This window comes from Endothiovibrio diazotrophicus, assembly GCF_054657215.1.
In genome coordinates this window covers 1-21,988 of the sequence record NZ_BAAHXB010000093.1, presented here as the reverse complement: position 1 = coordinate 21,988, position 21,988 = coordinate 1, and the positions used below count along the sequence as shown (strand labels likewise).

Annotated in this window: 10 protein-coding genes; 9 read left to right on the top strand and 1 reads right to left on the bottom strand. The window is 69.0% G+C overall.

What is annotated here, in order from left to right; genetic code table 11:
• Positions 1–66: 66 nt before the first annotated feature.
• On the bottom strand, positions 67–582 hold the full coding sequence (gene greB / locus ACYQ2W_RS19185) for a transcription elongation factor GreB (RefSeq protein WP_459870811.1): 516 nt from the start codon (positions 580–582) through the stop codon (positions 67–69).
• Positions 583–688: 106 nt separating this feature from the next.
• Between greB and ACYQ2W_RS19180 the strand changes: the two genes are divergently transcribed.
• The 9 genes from ACYQ2W_RS19180 (at position 689) to aspS (ending at position 21,927) form a co-directional block, all read left to right on the top strand.
• Positions 689–3,115, top strand: coding sequence for a PAS domain S-box protein (locus ACYQ2W_RS19180; protein WP_459870809.1), 2,427 nt, complete (start codon positions 689–691; stop codon positions 3,113–3,115).
• A gap of 145 nt (positions 3,116–3,260) precedes the next feature.
• Complete coding sequence (locus tag ACYQ2W_RS19175) at positions 3,261–3,905, top strand: response regulator (protein ID WP_459870806.1); 645 nt, start codon at positions 3,261–3,263, stop codon at positions 3,903–3,905.
• Between the two features lie 847 nt (positions 3,906–4,752).
• Positions 4,753–5,892 carry a patatin-like phospholipase family protein gene (locus tag ACYQ2W_RS19170; protein WP_459870803.1) on the top strand — a complete coding sequence of 380 codons (1,140 nt, stop codon included), beginning with the start codon at positions 4,753–4,755 and terminating at the stop codon, positions 5,890–5,892.
• Positions 5,889–7,433 carry a patatin-like phospholipase family protein gene (locus tag ACYQ2W_RS19165; protein ID WP_459870800.1) on the top strand — a complete coding sequence of 515 codons (1,545 nt, stop codon included), beginning with the start codon at positions 5,889–5,891 and terminating at the stop codon, positions 7,431–7,433. Before ACYQ2W_RS19170 ends, ACYQ2W_RS19165 begins: the two co-directional genes overlap by 4 nt.
• A gap of 46 nt (positions 7,434–7,479) precedes the next feature.
• Complete coding sequence (locus ACYQ2W_RS19160) at positions 7,480–13,095, top strand: condensation domain-containing protein (protein ID WP_459870798.1); 5,616 nt, start codon at positions 7,480–7,482, stop codon at positions 13,093–13,095.
• 258 nt (positions 13,096–13,353) lie between these two features.
• Complete coding sequence (locus tag ACYQ2W_RS19155; RefSeq protein WP_459870795.1) at positions 13,354–17,931, top strand: type I polyketide synthase; 4,578 nt, start codon at positions 13,354–13,356, stop codon at positions 17,929–17,931.
• Entirely contained in the window at positions 17,928–18,905 is a 978-nt protein-coding gene (locus ACYQ2W_RS19150) for a class I SAM-dependent methyltransferase (protein ID WP_459870792.1), read from the top strand. Before ACYQ2W_RS19155 ends, ACYQ2W_RS19150 begins: the two co-directional genes overlap by 4 nt.
• 2 nt (positions 18,906–18,907) lie before the next feature.
• Positions 18,908–19,948 carry a thioesterase domain-containing protein gene (locus ACYQ2W_RS19145; RefSeq protein WP_459870789.1) on the top strand — a complete coding sequence of 347 codons (1,041 nt, stop codon included), beginning with the start codon at positions 18,908–18,910 and terminating at the stop codon, positions 19,946–19,948.
• A 209-nt stretch (positions 19,949–20,157) separates the two neighbouring features.
• A complete protein-coding gene (gene aspS / locus ACYQ2W_RS19140) occupies positions 20,158–21,927 on the top strand; it encodes an aspartate--tRNA ligase (protein ID WP_459870814.1) in 1,770 nt (589 codons plus the stop codon).
• The last annotated feature ends 61 nt before the right edge of the window (positions 21,928–21,988 follow it).

Below are 21,988 nucleotides of genomic sequence, written 5' to 3'. Positions count from 1 at the left end.
GGGAGGCTGTCGGGCTGGATTTCGCTGCGCTCTCCCACCCTACACCATGTGTCGCCTCGCAATCCGTCAATACTCCTCGTCCTCTCCCTGGTAGCGGATCCCGGTTACGTAGTAGCGGGTGCTCCGCTTCGGTAGCAGCACCTCGATCTCGTCGTCCACCTGCTTCTTCATCAATGCCCGGGCGAGTGGCGCATCGATGCTGATGTAGTCGGGGTGGCGGTCGAACTCGTCGGGACCGACGATGCGGTAGTGGCACGAGTTGCCTTCTTCGTCTTCCAGCGCCACCCAGGCGCCGAAATAGATGCGGCTGGGGTCGCTCGGCGGGTCGCTCACCACGACCATCCCCTCCAGCCGTTTGCGCAAGAATCGGACGCGGCTGTCGATCTCGCGCAACTGCTTTTTTCCGTAAATGTACTCCGCGTTCTCGGAACGGTCCCCTTGGGCCGCCGCTTCGGCGACCGCTTGGGTGACACGGGGGCGAACCTCCCGCCACAGATGGTCGAGCTCTTCGGCAAGCCTGCGGTACCCGACGGGAGTGATGTACTTGGATGCCGGTTCGCGCGGTGGTCGGTAACGGCTCATGACGTTGGTGGAGTCGGGATGGTCGGCGAATCATACGTCACGGGCGGCCGGCGTGGTAACCTCCGATTTCCATCTCAACGGATGCCCGTAACAAGGCGTAGTTATCGTGATTCCCGGCAATCCCCGCTCCTCGCATCGTCTGCACCTTTCGTTGCTGATGGTCGCGTTGATCGGCGTCGCGCTGGCGACCGCAGTGCTCAACCTGTTGCAGGGGATGGAGCGGCGCCAAGTGGAGTTGGCATTCACCCGCGACGCGGATGATCTCATCGAGGGAATCAAGAACGGGTTGACCCGGGCGGTCTCGCTGGTCGAGGACGCGGCGGGACTGGTCGTCAATGGGCGGTGTGACGACGGCGCCGCCTTCACCCGTCGGCTGGCGCAGGAGGCGTCCCGGTCGGTCGGGGTCGTGGCGGTGGTGTGGGCGGAGAACGCGGGGGGAGGAGGGGAGCGGGATCTGAGACTGCCGATCGCCTGCCGCTTCGCGCCGGCCAGTTCGGCCTTCCCTGACGGTGCCGATTTGGCGGCGGAGCCACTGTTGGCGGGGTTGCTGGCGTTGTCGATCCGTCAGCGCTCGGAAGTGGTGTTGCCAACGGGGGCCGATCGCCTCAAGAGCGTCGGCGGCGAGGGCGGTTCGATCCTGCTCAAGCCGCTGTTTGCGGAAGAACAGGGGGAATTGACGGGATTTGTTGCCGGGCTGTTTCGACCGAAAACGGTCGTCGAGACAGTGCTTGCCGGCTTCACCAACGCCGATTTTCACGTTGGGGTCAGCGGCGAAGGGGGGGAAACGATCGTTTCGTACGGGGGGGCCCGCAGGGCGGATCGCTCGGAGGAGATGCCTGACCGCCTCGGTGCGGAGGCCCGCATCGACATCGCAGGCTACCCGTTGACCATTCGGGTGGAGGCCCCCCCGGACTATCGGGTTCCCGGCAGCCACGGCCGAACCCTCGCTTGGTGGGCGTTCGTCATCATCCTGCTGCTCACCGGGTTGCTGGTCGGCTATCTGCGGGCGCTGCACATGCGTGCCGATGCCCTGCAGCGGCTGGCCGACAATCGCCAGCGCTCGGAGAAGATGGCGCGGGAGCGGGAGCAGATCCTGCAGTCCCTTGGTGAGGGGGTCTATGGGATTGACCGCGAGGGGCGAACCACCTTCTTCAACCGGGCTGCGGAGAGGATTCTCGGCTGGGGAGAGGGGGAGTTGCTCGGTATGGCGCAACATGAGCTTTTTCACCACACCCGCGCCGATGGTTCTCCCTATCCGGTGGAGGAGTGTCCGATCCACCGTTCGGCGCGAGAGGGCGAGCGCTGTCATGTGGAGGAGGATCGGTTCTGGCACCGTGACGGCTATGCGATCCCCGTGGAGTACACCAGCGCGCCGCTGTTCGACGACAAGGGAACTCCGCACGGGGCGGTGGTGGTGTTTTCCGACATCACCCAACGCCTGGTGGCGGAGGCGCGGCTTCAGCGGGAGCACGAGCTGCTGGCGCGGATCATGGATACCAGTCCGTCGGGGGTTCTGGTCGCCAACCATCGTGGCCGTTTCGTCTTCTCCAACCGGCGGGCGCTGGAGATCTTCCAGTGCTCGAGGGAGGAGATCATCGATCGGGACTTCTCCTCCCCGGAGCTGCATGCGAAGACGGCCGATGGCGGCGATATCCTGATGGAGCAGCTTCCGTTCCGCCGCATCGTCTCCGCCCACCGGCACATTTTCGACATGCAGTTCACAATCCTGCGCCGGGACGGGAAGCGGCGTCTCCTCTCGGTCAATGGCGCACCGGTGTTCGACAGTGTCGGGCGGCTCGAGCGGGTGGTCTTTACGCTGGGGGATATCACCGCCCGTCAGGCCGAGGAGCAGGAGCGGATCCGCATCCTCGAAGAGAACCGCCGGCTGACTCGCCAGCTGTTCAAGATCCAAGAGGAGGAGCGGCGGGCGATCGCCCGCGATCTCCACGACGAACTGGGACAGTATCTGGTCGCCATGCGTACCGAGCTGAAATTGATCGGTCGAATGGTGGGTGAGGAAGCAAAGGAGCGGTTGATGCCCCTCGACGAGTTGCTGGATCAGACCCATGGGGTGGTTCGCGGCATCATCCATCGACTGCGCCCGGTGTTGCTGGAGAAGCTGGGGTTGCGAGGAGCGGTCGAGGAGTTGGTCGGCCGATGGGAGGAGCGTCACCCGGAGGTGGAGGTGGAGTTGGAGTTCGACGGCCAGTTCGCGGGGATCGAGAATGATGTCGCCCACACCGTCTATCGCTTGGTGCAGGAGGGGCTGACCAACATCGACAAGTATGCTGATGCCGGGCGGGTGGAGATCCAGATCGCCACCCGGGATGAATCCCCCGATGACGAGGCGCTGACGGTGACCGTGCGTGACAATGGGCGCGGATACAGCGAAGTGCGAAGTGGTGGTATGGGGCAGTTGGGGATGCGCGAGCGGGTCGCCTCGCTCAACGGGCGCTTCTCCGTCATCAGCGAACTCGGCAAGGGCGTGGTCCTGCACGCGGAGATCCCGCTGAACGGGAATCCGTTCGAGTGAGCGACGCTCCCTGCAGGGCCGGGGGGAAGGGAGGTGAAATTCGTTACAAAAAGCGTTGTAATGATGACAAAACGAGCGCTTTTCCGGCTTGCCAGGTTGGCGAACGGTCGTCAAACTAAGGAGAGTATGTTGGAAACCGTCAGATATGTCCGATAGCAAGATTTCCGTGATTCTCGCCGACGACCATGCAGTGGTTCGGGCCGGATTTCGCAGGCTCCTGGAGGAGGAGGGCGATATTGAGGTGGTCGCCGAGGCGGATAGTGGCGCCGAGTGCCTGGACGAATATGAGCGCTGCCATCCGGATGTGGTGGTCATGGACATCGCCATGCCGGAGATGGATGGCTTGCAGGCGTTGCACCGTTTCCACAACCGATTCGAAGATCCCAAGGTACTGATCCTGAGTTATCACGAAGAGGCGGTGTTCGCCGAGCGCGCGTTGGCGGAGGGGGCGGCGGGCTACTTGAGTAAGAGTGCCGCGCCGGAACTGCTGCCGAAGGCGATCCGCCAGATCGCGGAAGGTGGCCGTTTCCTCGATCCCGATATCGCCCAAGAGATGGCGTTGCGCGGCAGCCGCGGCGGGGACAACCCGCTGGAGGGGCTGTCGGAACGGGAGTTCGCGGTGTTCCTTCAGTTGGCCGAGGGGTTGAGCGCCAACGAGATCGCCGTGCGGCTGCATATCAGCCCCAACACGGTCAATACGCACCTCTATCGAATCAAGCGCAAACTCGGGGTCACCAGCCGTACCGAGTTGACCCGTCTGGCGATTCGCCACAATCTGATCGAAGCCTAGCGTGTAACGAAAAAGACGGCTCTTCTTTCAGCTGATTTGCGACACGACGAGACGCGGTTCCTTGCTGTTATTCACCGGGCCCAGCGCCTATCATCTTCGTCAACGAATGATCGGGTTTTCCCGCGCTGTCGGGGCCCGGTTCGATTCGGTGAGTTGACTTTGTATTGGCCACGGTGCGACGGTAGGCGGAGGCGATTTTCCGGGTAGTCTCCGTACAAAGCCTCCGGCGTATGCGTGGCACTCTTTTTTCCCTTCCCTTCCCTTCCCTGTCTTTTCGTGGTCGGTTTGCTTTCACCACGAAGATCTCCTATCCATTCAGTTTCTCGTCCGCCATCTCGGTGGTGGTTTCTTGCTGCCGCATTTCTCACCAATCTCGCCCACGGTGATTCGAACCTGGGCGTCCAGCGAACCACCCGCCTTCACCGACGAGCCTTCAAATTCGTTCAGTAGGAAAGGGCTCCGCGAAACTCCTGATAGGGGCCGGTGGCGCAATCCCATGTCTATAGGCGTTTTTCCCAATTCACTGTCAGAATTTTCCGGGTCATTCTGATACTATCCGTGACGGTGGGTGGTGGGCGGCCCCCGTTTTTCCGAAGCGTTCAACGACGCTGTAAAGGGGGCGCGACGACGGCTTTCCCGCCCATGTTCCGCTCTTCCGTCGCCCTTGCTTGCGGAGAGGCCGGACACCTGGAAACGGCCGCTCGGGCCCCACCCCGCACGGCGACAACAACAAGGACAACAACAAGGAGGAAGACCGATGTTGAGCGATGCGACGAATTTGGATGGTGTGACCGCGTCGAGCGATTTGCGGAAGCCCACCGTCGCGCAGACGCCGGATACCCGGGAGATGCTGAGAGTCCTCTCCATGGATGGCGGCGGCGTCTACGGGATGTTCACCGACCTGATGCTCAAGCAATTGGTGGCGAACACCGACGGCTTCCTCGACGAAAACAACGTGCAACTCTTCGCGGGCACCTCGGCCGGCTCCATCAACGCCTGCATCCTCGCGATGCACGAGCGTCCCGCCGATGGCATCGAACAGGCGGCGCGTTTCTGGGCCGAACCGGGGGTCTACGCCAACAGCAATCCGGTGAACCTCTGGCTCACCAGCCTGATGGGCATCACCCCCTTCTTCGGTACCGAGGATTACCGCGCGGTACTGGTCAAGTACTTCGGTGACCGCACCCTCGGCGACCTGCGCCACCCGGTGCTGGTGGTCACCTGGGACTGGGCCGGCGAAAACGTCGGCCCCGGGGGCGAGCGGCAGTGGGCGCCGCGGGTCTACTGCAACTTCCCCGACGACAACCCCGACCGCAACTGCAAGCTGGCCGACGTCGGCTTCAAGGCCGGCGCGCCTTCGTGGTTCCGCTGCATCTACGAGGGGGGGCAGGACGGTGGCCTGATCGCGCCCAACCCCGCCCTCTACGCCATCACCCGCGTGGTCGAGGCGGTCTCCCGCGCCCGCGCCTCGGAAGATGCAGCCAAGCGGCTGCCGCCGGGATTCCAGCGTATCGTCGCGCCGGGCTGCGAGCATGAGAACAAGCACTACGGGGTGCTCAAGCACGTCTCGGTGCTGTCGCTCGGGGTCGGTGCCCGCCAGCCCTTCCTACCGGTCAGCTACGCCAACTGGGGCGCCCAGCAGTGGATGAGCGGGGCGTGGAATCCCTACACCCACCACTGGGTCTCGCCGATGACCTCCATCGGCCTCGACGGCCCCACCGATGCGGTGAACAAGCAGTGCGACGCGCTGCTCAACGTCTACGGCCGCGAGCCGGGGTTTTTCCGCCTCAACCCCCGCGTGCTGGAGACGCCGGTGATGGACGCGCTGCTCCGCCTGCGCGCCAACCCGTGGTATCTGCAGTACATCGAGCGGGAGATCCGCGATGGGGTCGGCAAGCCGGCGGCGCAGACCGCCATCGCCGAGGCGGAACGCTGGCTGATCCAGACCGGTTGGGCGCAGGCGAACGCAGGGAGGAGCGCGGCATGAGCATCGACACTTCGGGGGGCGCCCGGCGGTCGGCGATGGAGAAACGGTTCCGCATCCTGGCCATGGACAGCGGCGGGATCTACGGCCTGTTCACCATGATGATGCTGCGCGAACTGTGCAACCGCGGGACGGAGACCCGGCTGCTGCTGGAGCGGGGCTGCGTCGATCTCTTCGCCGGCACCGGCGCGGGGGCGATCAACGCGCTGTTCCTGGCCAAACACGAGGACCCGCGCGACGGCATCGACGAGGCGATCGGCTTCTGGACCAATCCGCGGCTGTTCCGCAACAGCCCGTTCCTCAACGTGGTGGAGAACTTCCAGGGGTGGGTGAGCATCCTCGCCGGGGCCGCCTCGCCGCAGGAGAAGTATGACCAGACGCTCAACTACTGGAACGCCAAGCGCGCCCTGGCCGATCCCATGAGCAGCTGGAACGAGATGATGGGGATGGGCAGCTGGTTCAGCGAGCCGGACGTGATGACGGTGCTGCAGAGCCACTTCGGCGCGCTGCGCCTGCGCGATCTGAAGCAGAACGTGCTGATCCCCACCTTCAACTGGAGCGGCGATCCGAACCTGCCGGCCATCGAGCGCCACTGGAAGCCGAAGATCTACTGCAACTTCCCCGAGACCGATCCGGACGGCCTGATGCTGGCGGTCGACGTCGCCTTCACCTCGCTCGCCTGGATGTACACCCTGCCGATCTACAACGGCCAGCAGGGCGGCGGCTGGTTCGCCCCCGATCCGACCCTGTGCGCGGTGGCCAAGGTGGTCAACTTCGTCTCCGAGAAGCTGCGCCCCAACGACCTCGACCGGCGCTGGGAGGCATGCACCGCCGCCCACGTGGGGCAGGTCGACACCAGCGATCCGGCGGCGGTCAAGCAGGCGGCGAAGGCGCTGCGCGACCGGATCGACACCTTTTTCGCCGACTCCACCGGGCAGATGGAGGACATCGTCTACCGCTATCTGCTGCGCACCATGGCCGACACCGAGAACGCGCCGCAGCACGAGGTGCTCGCCGCGGCGTTCCCCTACTACGAGTTCCTGGAACAGGTGGCGAAGCTCGAGGGCGACGTCGACACCGAGGTGCTGCGCCACCTCTCGATCCTCTCCCTGGGCACCGGCGAGCGGGTCCCCTACCTGCCGGTGGAGACCGCCGAGTGGGGCATCGTGCAGTGGACCGCGGGGATGTACAACCCGGCGCTCAAGCAGTGGATCCGCCCGGATCAGTACACCTCCTTCCAGGCCCCGGTGCAGATGGCGCGCGAGCAGTGCAACTGGCTGCTCAACGACCCCGACGTGTCCGCCGATCAGGCGCCGGCGGAGCACCGCTACTACCGGCTCGACCCGTCGCTGTTCGAGACCCCGGTGCTCACCACCAACCTCTTCCTGCGCAACAACCCCGCCTATCTCAGCGCGCTGGCGCGGCAGATGGAACAGGGCAGCGTCTCCGAGGCGGCCCGCACCGGATACGACGGGACGGTCGGGTGGATGAAGGCCCAGGGCTGGTTCGACAGGAACAGCTGGATCATCCGTCCGGGGGTGTAGGCCGGGAGGGCGGCGGCCGTCGGCCGCCGCCGGGTTGGGAAGAACAATGAATGAATTCGTCGATCGCCTGGGCGATCTTTCCGAGCAGAAACAGCGGCTCCTCAAACAGTTGATGGCGGCGAAGGCCAAGGGCGCCGACGCCGCGCGCCTCACGCCGCGTCCCGCCGATGCCGGTCCGCTGCCGCTCTCCCACGCCCAGCGGGGGCTGTGGTTCCTCTCCCGGCTCGCCCCCGAGAGCTCCTTCTACCACATGCCCTATGGGGTGCATCTCAGCGGTGCCCTCGACGTGGCCGCCCTGGAGCGCGCCTTCAACCGCATCGTCGAGCGCCACGAGGCGCTGCGTACCGGCTTCCCCGACCGCGGTGGCAAGCCGGTGCAGCGGGTCATCCCGGCGCTCACCCTGCCGCTGCCGGTGATCGACCTGGCGCGCACCCCGCCCTCGGAGCGCGAGGCGGCCGCCCTGCGCATGGCCAGCGAGGAGAGCCTGCGCCCGTTCGATCTGGCCGCCGGTCCGCTGTTCCGGGTCGCCCTCTACCGGCTCGGCACCGACGAACACCTGCTGATGTTCAGCATGCACCACATCATCAGCGACGGCTGGTCGATCGGCCTGATGATGCAGGAGCTGGGGCTGCTCTACGAGGCGTTCCGCCACGGCCTCCCCGATCCGTTGGGCACGCCGCCGGTGCAGTACGCCGACTACGCCCTGTGGCAGCAGCGGCGCATCGACAGCGGCGCCCTGGAGCCGCAGCTCGCCTACTGGCGCGAGCGGCTGACGGGGGTGACGCCGTTGGAGCTCACCACCGACCGGCCGCGCCCGCCGGTGCAGGGCTACCGCGGGGCGAGCGAGACGGTGGCGATCCCCGAGGCGGTGACCGCCGCCCTGGAGGCGCTCGCCGCCCGTCGCGATACCACGCTCTTCACCACCCTGCTGGCCGCCTTCAAGGCGCTGCTGTTCCTGCACAGCGGCACCCGCCGGGTGGTGGTCGGCACCCCGGTGGCCAACCGGCCGCCGGAGACCGCCTCGCTGATCGGCTTCTTCGCCAACACCCTGGCGCTGGTCACCGACTGCGGCGACGACCCCACCTTCGCCACCCTGATGGCGCGGGTGCGCGAGACCACCCTGGGGGCCTTCGCCCACCAGGAGGTGCCCTTCGAGATGGTGGTGGAGGCCCTCGGGGTGGAGCGCGATCCGTCGCGCAACCCGCTGTTCCAGGTGATGTTCGGCCTGCAGAGCGTGGCCATGCGCGAGTTCGGCCTGCCGGGGCTCACCGCCTCCTCGCGCACCCTCGACAACGACACCACCCACTTCGACATGGAGCTTCACCTGTGGCACCGCGAGCGCCACCTGGGGGGGTACCTCTCCTACAACGTCGAGCTGTTCCGCCGCGACACCGTCCTCGAACTGCTCGAGCGCTTCCAGGCGCTACTGGTAGCCGTGGTCGGCGATCCGGAATGTTCCCTCGGCGAACTCGCCGCGGCGGCCGGCATCGACCCGCAGGCGCTCTCGCCGGCGGCGCGGACCGAGGCGACGCTGCTCGCCCATCCGTCGCTGGAGGATTGCGTGGTGGTCGAACGCCCGTGCGAGGGGCGCACGGAGCGGGTCGCCTACGTGGTGCCCTCGCGCCCGCTCGACCTGGAGGCGCTGCGCCGCTCGCTGCCGCTGCCGCCGGTGGCGCTGGTGCCGCTCTCCGCGATTCCCCGCGACGATGCCGGGCGGGTCGACCGCGAGGCGCTGGCCGCCCTGCCGGTGATCGACGACGGGCTGATCCAACGCTGGCAGCAGGCGCTGGCGGAGACGGAAGGGGTCACCCAGGTGCGGGTCTCCGTGGAGGAGATCTCCAGCCCGAGACCGTGGCTACACCTCTCCGAACTCTATTCGGAGGCTCCTGTCATGCCGCCGCCGGCGCCATCCGCGGTCGCCGAGCCTTCCGTCATATCCGCGCCGGCGGCGGTGGCCGACGGCGGTCCCTTGGAGCTTCCCGCCGATGCCCCGCGGACCCTCACCGCGGCGCTCCTGCGCAGCGCCGAACGCTATCCGGAGCGGGGCCTCACCCTGGTCCAGGACGGCGGCGAGGGGACCCTGCTGAGCTACCCGGAGCTGGTGCGCAACGCCCGCGCGCTGCTCGCCGGCCTGCAAGCGCAGGGCCTCCAAGCGGGCGACCGGGTGATCCTCCAGTTCAGCGATCTGGCCGACCACTTCACCGCCTTCTGGGCCTGTGCGCTGGGCGGCATCGTGCCGGTAACGGTGGCGCTCGCCCCCTCCTATCGCGAGCGCTGCGGAGTGGTCAACAAGCTGTGGAACGTCTGGCAACTGCTGCATCGGCCGCCGCTGCTCACCGACGACACCCTGGCGCCGCAACTGGCCGGCCTGCCGGCGCTGTTCGGCGAGGTGGAGGACGAGTTCCGGGTCCTGCCGGTGGCCGGCCTGCGCGGCGACCCGCAGGCGGCGCACCTGCATCAGGCCGACCCGGAGGAGGTGCTGTTCCTCCAGCTCACCTCCGGCAGCACCGGCGTGCCCAAGTGCGTGCAGGAGACCCACCGGGCGATCGTCCACCACATCCACGGCTCGCAACGCTTCAACGGCTACACGGAGGAGGACGTCACCCTCAACTGGCTGCCGTTGGATCATGTGGTGCCGATCCTTACCTGCCACCTCAAGGACACCTATCTCGGATTGCGCCAGGTGCAGGTGGCGACCCGCGAGGTGCTGGCCGAGCCGCTGCGCTGGCTCGATCTGATCGAGGCCCACCGGGTGACCCACAGCTGGGCCCCCAACTTCGGTTTCAAGCTGGTGGTCGACGGGCTAACCCGCGCCGCCGGAAGGCGTTGGGACCTCTCTTCGATGCGCTACTTCATGAACGCCGGCGAGCAGGTGACCCGGGCGGTGGTGGAGGCGTTCCTGCGCCGCCTCGCCCCCTTCGGCGTCGGCGCGCAGGTGATGCAGCCGGCCTTCGGCATGGCCGAGGTCGCCACCTGCATGACCTACCGCAACGGCTTCTCCGCGGCGGAGGGCGTCCACCGGGTGCGCAAGTCGTCGCTCCTCGGTTCGCTGCAAGAGGCGGGCGAGGGGGAGGGGGCGTGCGTCGCCTTCGTCGACCTGGGACCGCCGATGCCCGGCGTGCAGATCCGCATCGCCGACCAGCACAACGAGACGCTGCCCGAGCGGGTGATCGGCCGCCTGCAGATCCGCGGGCCGGTGGTGATGCCGGGCTACCTGGACAACCCCGAGGCCAACGCCGAGGCCTTCGTCGGCGATGGTTGGTTCGACTCCGGCGATCTCGGCTTCCTCCACCACGGCAGCCTCGCGCTCACTGGGCGGGTCAAGGAGACGATCATCATCCGCGGCGCCAACTTCTACTGCTACGAGGTGGAGGAGGTGGTCAACGGCGTCGACGGGGTGGAGCCCACCTTCAGCGCCGCCTGCGCGGTGGAGGTGGCGGGGCGCGGCGGCGAGGGGTTGGCGCTCTTCTTCGTGCCGCGGGGCGGCGGCGACGGCGTCGACCCGCAACTGGTGCGGCGCATCCGCGGCGAGGTCTCCCGCCAGTTGGGGGTGGCCGCCGACTTCATCGTGCCGCTGGCGCGGGCGGAGTTCCCCAAGACCACCAGCGGCAAGATCCAGCGCACCCGGTTGAAGCAGGGCCTGGAGGGGGGCGAGTTCGCCGACCGGCTGAAGGCGGTGGATCTGGCCGAGCGCAATGCCAACGGGGTGCCCGACTGGTTCTTCCGGCGCGGCTGGCGGCGTCAGCCGCTGCGCGCCGGAAGGACCGCCCCGGCGACCGGCTCCACCCTGATCTTCGCCGACGAGCGAGGCTTGGCGGAACGGCTCGCCGCGACCCTCGGCGAGGTGGTTCGGGTGGAAGCGGGGGAGCGGTTCGAGTGCCTCGGGCCGCGCCGCTACCGTATCGATCCGCGCCGCGCCGAGGACTATACGGCGCTGCTCGCCGCCGTCGCGGCGGACGGGCGGAAGCCCGGTCGCATCCTCCATCTGTGGAGCTACGGCGCCCCGCTCGGCGACCAGGTGGAGGATCTCGACGGGCTTCAGCGCCGTGGAGTCTACAGCGTGCTGTTCCTGGTCCAGGCGCTGGCGGGAATGGACCGGCCCGAGGGGGGCGTGGCGCTGAGCGTGGTCTCCAACCGCCTCCAGCCGGTGGCCGAAGGGGAGCCGGTCGCCTGGGGCCACGGCGCGCTGCCGGGCCTGCTCCGCTCGGTCGGCCGCGAGCTGCCGTGGATCGTCTGCCGCCACCTCGACCTGACGGCGGAGGCGATCGCTGCCGACGCTGATTGCGTGGCCCGTGAGCTGGTCTCCGTGGAGAGGGAGCCGGAGGTGGCCTACCGGGACGACGAACGCTGGCTCCCCCACCTGGAGCGGGCCCCCCTCGGCGGCGGTGAGCTGCCGTTGCGGCGCGGCGGGATCTATCTGCTCAGCGGCGGTCTCGGCGGCATCGGCCAGACGCTGGCCCGCTATCTGGCGGAGCGCTGGCAGGCACGGCTGGTGCTGGTCGGCCGGCGGCCGTTGGCCTCTCCCCACAATCTGGAGCCGGCTGACCAGCCGTTCGCCGAGGAGGAAGGGCGTGCCGCCACGTTGGCCGCCCTCAACGAGCTGGGTGGCGAGGTGCGCTACGTCGCCGCCGACATCGGCGACGGGCCGCGCATGGCCGCGGTGAAGGCGGCCATGGAGCGGCGCTGGGGGGCGCCGCTCGACGGCATCTTCCACCTCGCCGGCAGCTTCCCCACCCGTGCGCTGGCCGAGGAGAGCGCGGCGAGCCTTGCCGACGGCCTGCACGCCAAGGTGGAGGGCTCCCGGGTGCTGCATCGCCTCGCCCCGCCCGGCGCGCTGTTCGTCCACGTCGCCTCGGTCAACGGCCTGTTCGGCGGTGCCATGGCCGGCGCCTACTCCGCCGCCAACCGCTTCGCCCAGACCTTCGCTCACTTCCAGCGCGGGCAGGGCCTGCGCGCCCACTGCCTCGCCTTCAGCCTGTGGGACGAGGTGGGGATGAGCCGCGGTTATGCCCTCAAGGAGCAGTCCCGCGCCCAGGGCTTCCTGCCGATCGATGCCCAGCGCGGCTTGCGCTCGCTGCTCGCCGGGCTGGCCGCCGACCAGTCGCAACTGCTGATTGGGCTGGATGGCGAGAAAGCCAATATCCGCCACCATCTGCGGCGCGAGTGGCGGCCCGTGGGCCGGTTGCGCGCCCATTTGGTGGGGGCTGTGCCGGCGGAACGGCCGGCGCTCCTCGATCGCTATGGCGTGCCGTGCCCCTGCGAGCTGACGGCGGTGGAGCGGCTGGCCAGCGAGCGGACCGCCGACGGCGGCGCGGCGGACGGCCAGGTGCAGCCGGCCACCGAGCTGCAGCGGACCATCGCCGCCATCTGGCGCGAGGTGTTGGGGCTCTCCTCGGTGGGCCTGCGCCAGAATTTCTTCGAACTGGGCGGCCAGTCGCTGGCCCTGGTGCAGGTGCATAGCCGCCTGCAGGAGGCGCTGGGCCGCGAGATCCCGGTGGTGGAGCTGCTCCAGCACCCGACCGTCGGCGCCCTGGCCGCCGCCCTCGCCCCGGCCGAGGGGGCGGCGGCGACCCGCGGCGCCACCTTCGACGCCGCCGCCCAACGCGCCAACCGCCAGCGCGCCAGCCGCCAACGGCGGGCCACCACGCGCGTGACGCCGTGAGTGGAAATTTGCGGGAGAGAGTAATCGATGGTGGAGGGAGTGATATCAGGCCGAAGGTGAAAGGTGAAAGGTGAAAAGGCCTTCGTTCCACGCCATATGTCTCCTCAAAGTCGTATGGGTCGGAAAACTTCAGTGTCGGATTGGCATGCTCCCTCTTCCCTTTAACCTTTCGCCTTTGACCTCTTTGACCCGGCGCCCCCTACCTTCACCGTACAAAACGACGACTGAAACAAAATGACCGAGGACCCTATGGATTCCGTGGATTTCCAAGACCACCCGGAGAGTGACATCGCGGTGATCGGCATGGCCGGTCGCTTCCCCAAGGCACCGGATCTGGAGGCGTTCTGGCGCAACCTGCGCGAGGGCGTCGAGTGCGTCCAGTTCTTCTCCCCCGAGGAGCTGGCCGAGGCGGGCGTCGACCCGGCGCTGGCCGGCGCGCCCGAGTTCGTCAACGCCCGCGCGGTGCTCGAACAGGCCGACTGGTTCGACGCCGGGTTCTTCGGTATGACGCCGAAGGAGGCGGAGCTGACCGATCCCCAGCAGCGGCTCTTCCTGGAGTGCGCCTGGCAGGCGCTGGAGGATGCCGGCTGCGACCCGCAGCGCGAGGCGGGGCTGGTCGGCGTCTTCGCCGGCGCCGACGTCAACGGCTACACCCTGCGCAACCTCGCCTTCAGCGGCGCCGGCCTGCAGGCGCTGATCGGCAACGACAAGGACTACCTGGCCACCCGCGTCTGCTACAAGCTCGACCTGCACGGCCCCGGGGTGAGCGTGCAGACCGCCTGCTCCACCTCCCTGGTGGCGGTGCAGATGGCCGCCCAGGCGCTGCTCGGCTACCAGTGCGACGTGGCGCTGGCCGGCGGGGTGGGGGTCGCCTTCCCGCAGAAGGGGGGCTACCTCTATCAGGACGGCGGCATCCTCTCCCCCGACGGCCACTGCCGGCCGTTCGACGCCGAGGCCGCCGGCACCGTCGGCGGCGACGGGGTCGGCGCGGTGGTGCTCAAGCGGCTCGACGAGGCGCTGCGCGACGGCGACCCGATCCACGCGGTGATCAAGGGGGCGGCGATCAACAACGACGGCGCGGTGAAGGTGGGTTTCACCGCGCCGGGCGTGCAGGGCCAGACCGAGGTGATCTCGCTGGCGCTGGCCGCCGCCGGGGTGGAGCCCGACTCCATCGGCTATGTGGAGACCCACGGCACCGGCACCGCGCTGGGCGATCCGATCGAGGTGAGCGCGCTGAGCCAGGTGTTCCGCGCGCGCACCGAGCGTAAGCAGTTCTGCGCCATCGGCTCGCTCAAGTCCAACGTCGGTCACATGAACTCGGCCGCCGGCGTGGGCAGCCTGATCAAGACCATCCTCGCCCTGCGCCACCGCCAGATTCCCCCCAGCCTCCACTACGAGGCGCCCAACCCGCGCATCGACTTCGCCGCCAGCCCCTTCTATGTCAACACCGCGCTGCGCGACTGGCCCCGCGGCGAGACCCCACGGCGCGCCGGGGTGAGCTCCTTCGGCATCGGCGGCACCAATGCCCACGTGGTGCTGGAGGAGGCGCCGCAGCGGGGAGGGGCCGCCGCCAACCGCGAGTGGCAGTTGCTCACCCTCTCGGCTCGCTCGCAGGAGGCGTTGGAGAACGCCTGCGGGCGGCTCGCCGCGCACCTTGAAAACCACCCCGAGCAACCGTTGGCGGAGGTCGCCTACACCCTGCAGGCGGGGCGTCGCCGCTTCGCCCACCGCCGCTGGCTGGTCTGCCGCGAGCACGGGGAGGCGCTGGAGGGCCTGCGCGGGGCCGATGCGCGCAGCGTCTCCGCGCTGGTCAACGAGCCCGGCGAGGCGGAGGTGGCCTTCCTCTTCCCCGGTCAGGGGGCGCAGTCGGTGAACATGGCCCGCGATCTCTACGCAGGGGAGCCGCGCTTCCGCGAGGAGCTGAACCGCTGCCTCGACGGCTTCGCCGCGGAGACCGGCCGCGACCTGCCGGCGCTGCTCTACCCGCCGGCCGGTGGCGAGGCGGCCGCTGCCGCCGAACTGGAGCAGACCGCGCTGACCCAGCCGCTACTCTTCGCGGTGGAGTACGCCCTGGCGCGGCTGTGGCAGTCGTGGGGCGTCGAGCCGGCGGCGCTGCTCGGCCACAGCCTGGGCGAGTACACCGCCGCCTGCCTCGCCGGGGTCTTCACCCTGGAGGAGGGGCTCAAGCTGGTGGCCGCCCGCGGGCGGCTGATGCAGGCGATGGAGCCGGGGGCGATGCTCTCGGTGCCGCTCTCCGAGGTGGAGCTGCGCGGCCGCTTTCCCGAGATGGAGTTGGCGGCGGTCAACGCCCCCGCCCGCTGCGTGCTCACCGGTTCGTTCGACGCGGTCGCCGCGGTGGAGCGGCAGTTGGAGGCGGAGGGGGTGGCCTCGAAGCGGCTGCACACCTCCCACGCCTTCCACTCCGCACTGATGGAGCCGATGCTCGACCAGTTCCGCGCGGTGGTCGCCGGGGTCGCCCTGGCCGCGCCGCGGATTCCCATGATCTCCAACGTCACCGGGAGCTGGCTGAGCGACGCGGAGGCCACCTCCCCCGACTACTGGGTGCGCCACGCGCGGATGGCGGTGCGTTTCTCCGACGGGCTCGGCGAGCTGGCTGCCGCACCCCAGCGGGTGTTCCTGGAGGTGGGGCCGGGGGGCACTTTGGCGGCGCTCGCCGGCCAGCGTCCCGGCGAGCAACTGGCGGTGGTCACCTCCCTGCCCGGTCCGCGCGAGGAGCGCCCCGCCACCCCCTTCCTGCTTGATGCGGTGGGGCGGCTCGACGCCCTCGGCGTGGCCGTCGACTGGGCTGCCTTCCACGGCGGCGAGCCGCCGCGCAAGGTGTCGCTGCCGACCTACCCCTTCGAGCGCGAGCGCTACGGCATGGGGTGGAACGAGCTGGCCCGCCTGCCGGCGGCGGCCAATCCGCTGGAGAAGGGGAGCGATCCGGGGCGCTGGCTCTATCGCCCCGGCTGGAAGCGGGCGGCGCCGGAGGGCGGGGTCGCCACCGAAGGCGGGCGCTGGCTGCTGCTGCTGGACGGCGAGGGGAGCGGCCGGGAGCTGCTGCCGGCGGGGCTGGCGTGCATCGAGGTGGTGCCCGGCGAGGGCTTCGCACGGCTCGACGACCACCGCTACCGCCTCGACCCGGCCTCCCGCGACGACCATCGGCAACTGTTCGATGCCCTGGCCGAGGCGGGGGCGCTGCCCGAGCGGGTGGTCGACCTGCGCGGCCTCGCTCCGGAGGCGGACGCCACCGCCCACTGTCTCGCCCTGTTCCGCCTCGCCCAGGCCCTGGCGGAGCGCGAGGGCGAGCGGCCGGTGACCGTCGATCTGCTCACCCGCGGGCTGTTCGACGTCACCGGCGACGAGCCGCTGACGGCCGAGCGGGCGACCCTGCTGGGACCGGCCCAAGTGATCTCCCAGGAGTATCCGCGCATCCGCTGCCGGCTGATCGACGTGGCGTTGCCGGCAGACCCGGCGGGGCGCCAGGCCCTCGGCGGGCGGCTGTGGACGGAGTTGGCGACGGCCGCCGAGGTGCCGCAGATCGCCGCCTACCGCGGCCGCTACCGCTGGGTGCCGAGTTACGAGCCGTCGGCCGCGCCGGTCGAGGAGGGACTCCCATCTCCGTTGCGTGAAGGCGGCTGCTACCTGATCACCGGCGGCCTCGGTACCATCGGCCTGACGCTGGCCGAGTACCTGGCGCGCAACGGCGCCGGTGCCCTGGTGCTCACCTCCCGCTCCGGCCTGCCGCCGGCCGAGGAGTGGGACCAGTGGCTCGCCTACCACGACTCGCGCGACCGGGTGAGCGCCAAGATCCAGGGGGTGCGCGGGCTCCAGGCGCTGGGCGCCGAGGTGCTGGTGAGCGGCGCCGACGTCGCCGACCGGGCGTCGATGGCCGCGCTGGTGGCGGAGATCCAGGGGCGCTTCGGGCGACTCGACGGTGCCGTCCACTGCGCCGGCATCATCTCGCCGCGGGAGCTGCTGCGCTCGGTGCGCGACACCGAGGCAGAGCACCTGGCGCTCCACTTCCGCCCCAAGGTGGACGGTGTACGGGTGCTGGAGGAGGTGCTGCCCGACGACATCGCCTTCTGCGCGCTCTGCTCGTCGCTCTCCACCGTCCTCGGCGGGGTCGGCTTCGCCGCCTACGCCGCCGCCAACCACTACCTGGACGCCTTCGCCGCCCAGCGCAACCGCAGCTCGCCCTTCCCGTGGATCGCCATCGGCTGGGACGGCTGGCTGGCGCGGGACGACGCCGGCGAGGGGCCGCTGGCGCTGGCCCGCTTCTCGCTGGCGCCCAAGGAGGGTGCGCAGGTGTTCGAGCGCATCCTGCACCGGCCTCCGGAGGCGCGCTGGGTGATCGCCACCACCGACCTCGCCGCGCGCATCGCCTTCGGCGAGGCGCGCCGCGAGGGGCAGGCGGAGGAGGCCGCGGCGGTGGCCGACGCCGCCGAGCGCCATCAGCGGCCGGCCCTCGACACCGAGTACGTCGCCCCGCGCAACGAGCTGGAGCGGGAGATCGCCGCGATCTGGCAGGAGCTGCTCGGCTTCGACGAGATCGGCATCCACGACAGCTTCTTCCGCCTCGGCGGCGACTCGCTGGCGGCGATCCAACTGGGCAGCCGGCTGCGCGAGGCGTTCCAGGTGGATCTCACCGTGCATAGCCTGTTCGACGAGCCGACCATCGCCGCGCTCGCCGAGCGGATCGAGGGGCTGCGCGCGGAGGGGGCGCAGGCCGCCGCCTCCGAGGAGGAGGAGCTGCTGCGCAAACTGGAGATGGTGGAGAACATGAGCGAGGAGGAGGTGGCGGCGATGCTGGCGGCGATGGAGGAGGGGCCATGAGCGGTTCCGACAAGGCGCTCGCCGAGCGCATCGCCGGCCTCGACCCGAAGAAGCGCCGGCTGCTGGAGATGATGGCCAAGCGGCGCGAGGAGGTGGAGGAGGGTAGTGCACCGGTGGTCGAGGCGAATCCGGATCCACTCCCGGCCCCGGCCGCCGAAGTGGTCCTCGCCGATCACTTCACCATCGAGTCGGGACGCCTGCCGGCCCTCGACGAGGTGGGGAGCTTCTACGACGCGATCAACGGCCAGCTCGACGCCACCCAGTTCGGTGCCCACGCGCTGTTCCTCAACTACGGCTACGTGCCCAACGGTACCCCCCACTATGCCGCCCACCGGCTGCCCGAGGTGTTCTTCGGCCGCAACGCCGCCCGCCTGGTGCTGGAGGTGATCGCCGACACCGAGGTGGATGGCCGCCACCGGGTGCTCGACGTGGGCTGCGGCCGCGGCGGCACGCTGTCGATCTTCCACCGTTTCTTCTCGCCCGGGCGGATGCTGGGAATCGACCTCTCGCCGAAGGCGATCGCCTTCTGCCGCGCCACCCACCGCTTCCCCAACGGCGAGTTCCTGGTGGGCAACGCCGAGGCGCTGGCGGTGGCCGACGGCAGCTTCGACGTGGTCACCAACATCGAGTCCTCGCACACCTACAACGACCTCGACGCCTTCTACCGGGAGACCGCGCGGGTGCTCAGCCCCGGCGGCCACTTCCTCTATACCGACCTGATGCCGACCGATTTGGTGGAGACGAACATCGCCAAACTGGAGTCCCTCGGCTACGTTCTGGAGCGGAAACGCGACATCACCCCCAACGTGCTGCTCTCCTGCGACGAGACCGCGGCGACCCACGCCCGCGCCTTCGCCGAGGAGAACGACAACCGGATCATGCGCAACTTCCTGGCGGTGCCCGGCTCCGAACTCTACGACGACATGAAAAACGGCAAGACGCGCTACGTCCTGCTCAAACTGCGAAAGGTGTGACGATGGACGATCCAAACAGCGGCGGCAACGGCGGGGCGAACGACGCCTCCGAGCGGATGAAGGGGCTCTCCGAGGCGCAGCGTAAGCTGCTCGACGCGATGCTCCAGCAGCCGTGGGCCGGCTACTACAAGCCCTATCAGGAGCAGGCCCGGGAGTTCGGCGAGCCGTTCGGCTTCGGCGCCGGGGCCGGCACCGGTAGCGGCAGCGCCGGCCCCGCGGGTACGCCGCCCCCCTTCGAAGGTGGCGGTGCGCCGCCCGACACCGCCTCTCTCGTCGCCATGAAGGCCTCCGGCTCGCGCCCCCCCTTCTTCTGCGTCCACGCCATCCTCGGTTCCGCCTTCCCCTACCACCGGTTGGCCATGCACATGGCCGAGGAGCAGCCCTTCTACGCCCTCCAGTCCCGCGGTCTCGACGGGGTCAGCAAGCCGCTGGATACGATCGAGGCGATGGCGACCCACTACATCGAGCTGATCCGCGGCGTTCAGCCCTCCGGTCCCTACTATCTGGGGGGCTACTCCTTTGGTGGCTGGGTCGCCTTCGAGATGGCCCAGCAGTTGACCGCCGCCGGCGAGTCGGTGGCGCTGCTGGCGATGCTCGGGGTCGGCGCGCCGATCGCCATGATCAACCCGATCCTGTTCGAGCAGTTCAAGTACGCCACCCAGTACGCCGACGACTACCGCGAACTGGTGCTCAACGCCTTCTGGTCCGACGCCGCCCGTAGCGCGGCGACGGAGCAGGCCGCGCCGGGCATGGCGCCGGGGGCGGCGACCCCGTGGCTGTCGCCGGTGGCGACGGTCACCGCGGTCAACCAGCAGGCGCAGTTCCGCTACATCCCCCGCCCCTATGCCGGCGCCATCACGCTGTTCAACACCGCCGAGCAGCAGGCGGTCACCCACCCCGACGCGACCATGGGGTGGAAGATGCTGAGCGTGCAGGAGGTGGCGGTGCATGCGGTGGCGGGCAACCATCTGAGCATGCTCCAGGAGCCCCATGTCGAGGAGTTGGCCGACAAGCTCAGTGCCGCCATGCGCGAGAGCTCCTGACCCCCACTTCGCAAGGCTTTCCCACATACAAAGGTGAGCGCCTCCCCGCAACGGCGGTGGACAAATGCCAGGGAAATTCAGATGACGCCGTTCCGGGCCCGCAACGCTTCCGGTTGCGCGGAGAGGCTGCAATCCGTACCATTCCCGCCTTTACCCCCGGCCCCGTGTCGCGGGCCCAATCTTCACGAATTTCCGAGAGTTAGATGACGATGCGCAGCCACTATTGCGGTGAGGTGACCGAACAGTTGATCGATGGCGAGGTCGAGGTGTGCGGCTGGGTGAATACCCGGCGCGACCACGGCGGCGTGATCTTCATCGATCTGCGCGACCGCGAGGGGGTCTTGCAGACCGTCATCGACCCCGACACCCCGGAGGCCTTCGCCCTGGCCGAGAAGGCGCGCAACGAGTTCGTGCTGCGCCTCAAGGGGCGGGTGCGCAACCGCCCGCAGGGGACCGAGAACCCCAACATGGCCACCGGCAAGGTGGAGCTGCTGGTCAAGGAGCTGGAGATCCTCAACGCCTCCGAGCCGCCGCCGTTCCAGCTCGACGAGGAGGGGGTCGGCGAGGAGGTGCGCCTCAAGTACCGCTACGTCGATCTGCGCCGCCCGGTGATGCAGCAGCGGCTGCGCACCCGCGCGCGGGTCACCGGCTTCATGCGCCGCTTCCTGGAGGAGCAGGGCTTCCTCGACATCGAGACCCCGATGCTGACCAAGGCGACCCCCGAGGGCGCCCGCGACTACCTGGTGCCGAGCCGCACCCATCAGGGCGCCTTCTTCGCCCTGCCGCAGTCGCCGCAGATCTTCAAGCAGCTGCTGATGATGTCGGGCTTCGATCGCTACTACCAGATCGTCCGCTGCTTCCGCGACGAGGACCTGCGCGCCGACCGCCAGCCGGAGTTCACCCAGCTCGACATCGAGACCTCGTTCCTCGGTGAGGAGGAGATCACCGGCATCACCGAGACCATGGTGCGCAAGATGTTCAAGGAGATCCTCGACGTCGATCTCCCCGAGTTCCCGCGCATGCCCTACAGCGAGGCGATGAAGCGCTTCGGCTCCGACAAGCCCGACCTGCGCATCCCGCTGGAGCTGATCGACGTCGCCGACCTGATGGCGAGCGTCGAGTTCAAGGTGTTCGCCGGTCCCGCCGCCGATCCCAAGGGGCGGGTCGCCGCGCTGCGCCTGCCCAAGGGCGGCGAGCTGTCGCGCAAGGAGATCGACGAGTACACCGCCTTCGTCGGCCGCTACGGCGCCAAGGGGCTGGCCTACATCAAGGTCAACGAGTGGGCGGCGAAGGGGCGCGACGGCCTCCAGTCGCCGATCCTCAAGTTTCTGCCGGACGACGCGGTCGACGGCATCATGGCGCGCACCGGGGCGGAGGATGGCGACATCGTCTTCTTCGGCGCCGACAAGGCGACCATCGTCAACGAGGCGCTGGGCAACCTGCGGGTGAAGATCGGCCACGACCGCGGTCTGGTCGAGGGGGAGTGGGCGCCGCTGTGGGTGGTCGACTTCCCGATGTTCGAGTGGGACGAGAAGGCCAACCGCTGGACCGCGTTGCACCACCCCTTCACCGCGCCGTCGGTGGAAGACCCCGAGGCGCTCGCCGCCAACCCCGGCGAGACCCTCTCGCGGGCCTACGACATGGTGCTCAACGGCACCGAGGTGGGTGGCGGCTCGGTGCGTATCCACCGTCAGTCGACCCAGCAGGCGGTGTTCAAGCTGCTCGGCATCAGCGACGAGGAGGCGAGCGAGAAGTTCGGCTTCCTGCTCGACGCGCTGAAGTACGGTTGTCCGCCCCACGGCGGCATCGCCTTCGGCCTCGACCGGCTGATCATGCTGATGAGCGGCGCCACCTCGATCCGTGACGTGATGGCCTTCCCGAAGACCCAGACCGCGGCCTGCCTGCTGACCGCCGCGCCGTCCGAGGTGAGCGAGGCGCAGCTGCGTGAACTCAACATCCGTCTGCGCCGGACTCCGTAGTCGGCGCTCGTGGATCAACGCGGAGGACGCAGAGACGCAGAGGCGCGGAGAAGAATTCCCG

Coding starts and splice junctions, on each gene's coding strand:
- greB (WP_459870811.1), bottom strand. CDS start 582: ATGAGCCGTTACCGACCACCGCGCGAACCGGCATCCAAGTACATCACT.
- ACYQ2W_RS19175 (WP_459870806.1), top strand. CDS start 3,261: ATGTCCGATAGCAAGATTTCCGTGATTCTCGCCGACGACCATGCAGTG.
- ACYQ2W_RS19170 (WP_459870803.1), top strand. CDS start 4,753: ATGCTGAGAGTCCTCTCCATGGATGGCGGCGGCGTCTACGGGATGTTC.
- ACYQ2W_RS19165 (WP_459870800.1), top strand. CDS start 5,889: ATGAGCATCGACACTTCGGGGGGCGCCCGGCGGTCGGCGATGGAGAAA.
- ACYQ2W_RS19160 (WP_459870798.1), top strand. CDS start 7,480: ATGAATGAATTCGTCGATCGCCTGGGCGATCTTTCCGAGCAGAAACAG.
- ACYQ2W_RS19150 (WP_459870792.1), top strand. CDS start 17,928: ATGAGCGGTTCCGACAAGGCGCTCGCCGAGCGCATCGCCGGCCTCGAC.
- ACYQ2W_RS19145 (WP_459870789.1), top strand. CDS start 18,908: ATGGACGATCCAAACAGCGGCGGCAACGGCGGGGCGAACGACGCCTCC.
- aspS (WP_459870814.1), top strand. CDS start 20,158: ATGCGCAGCCACTATTGCGGTGAGGTGACCGAACAGTTGATCGATGGC.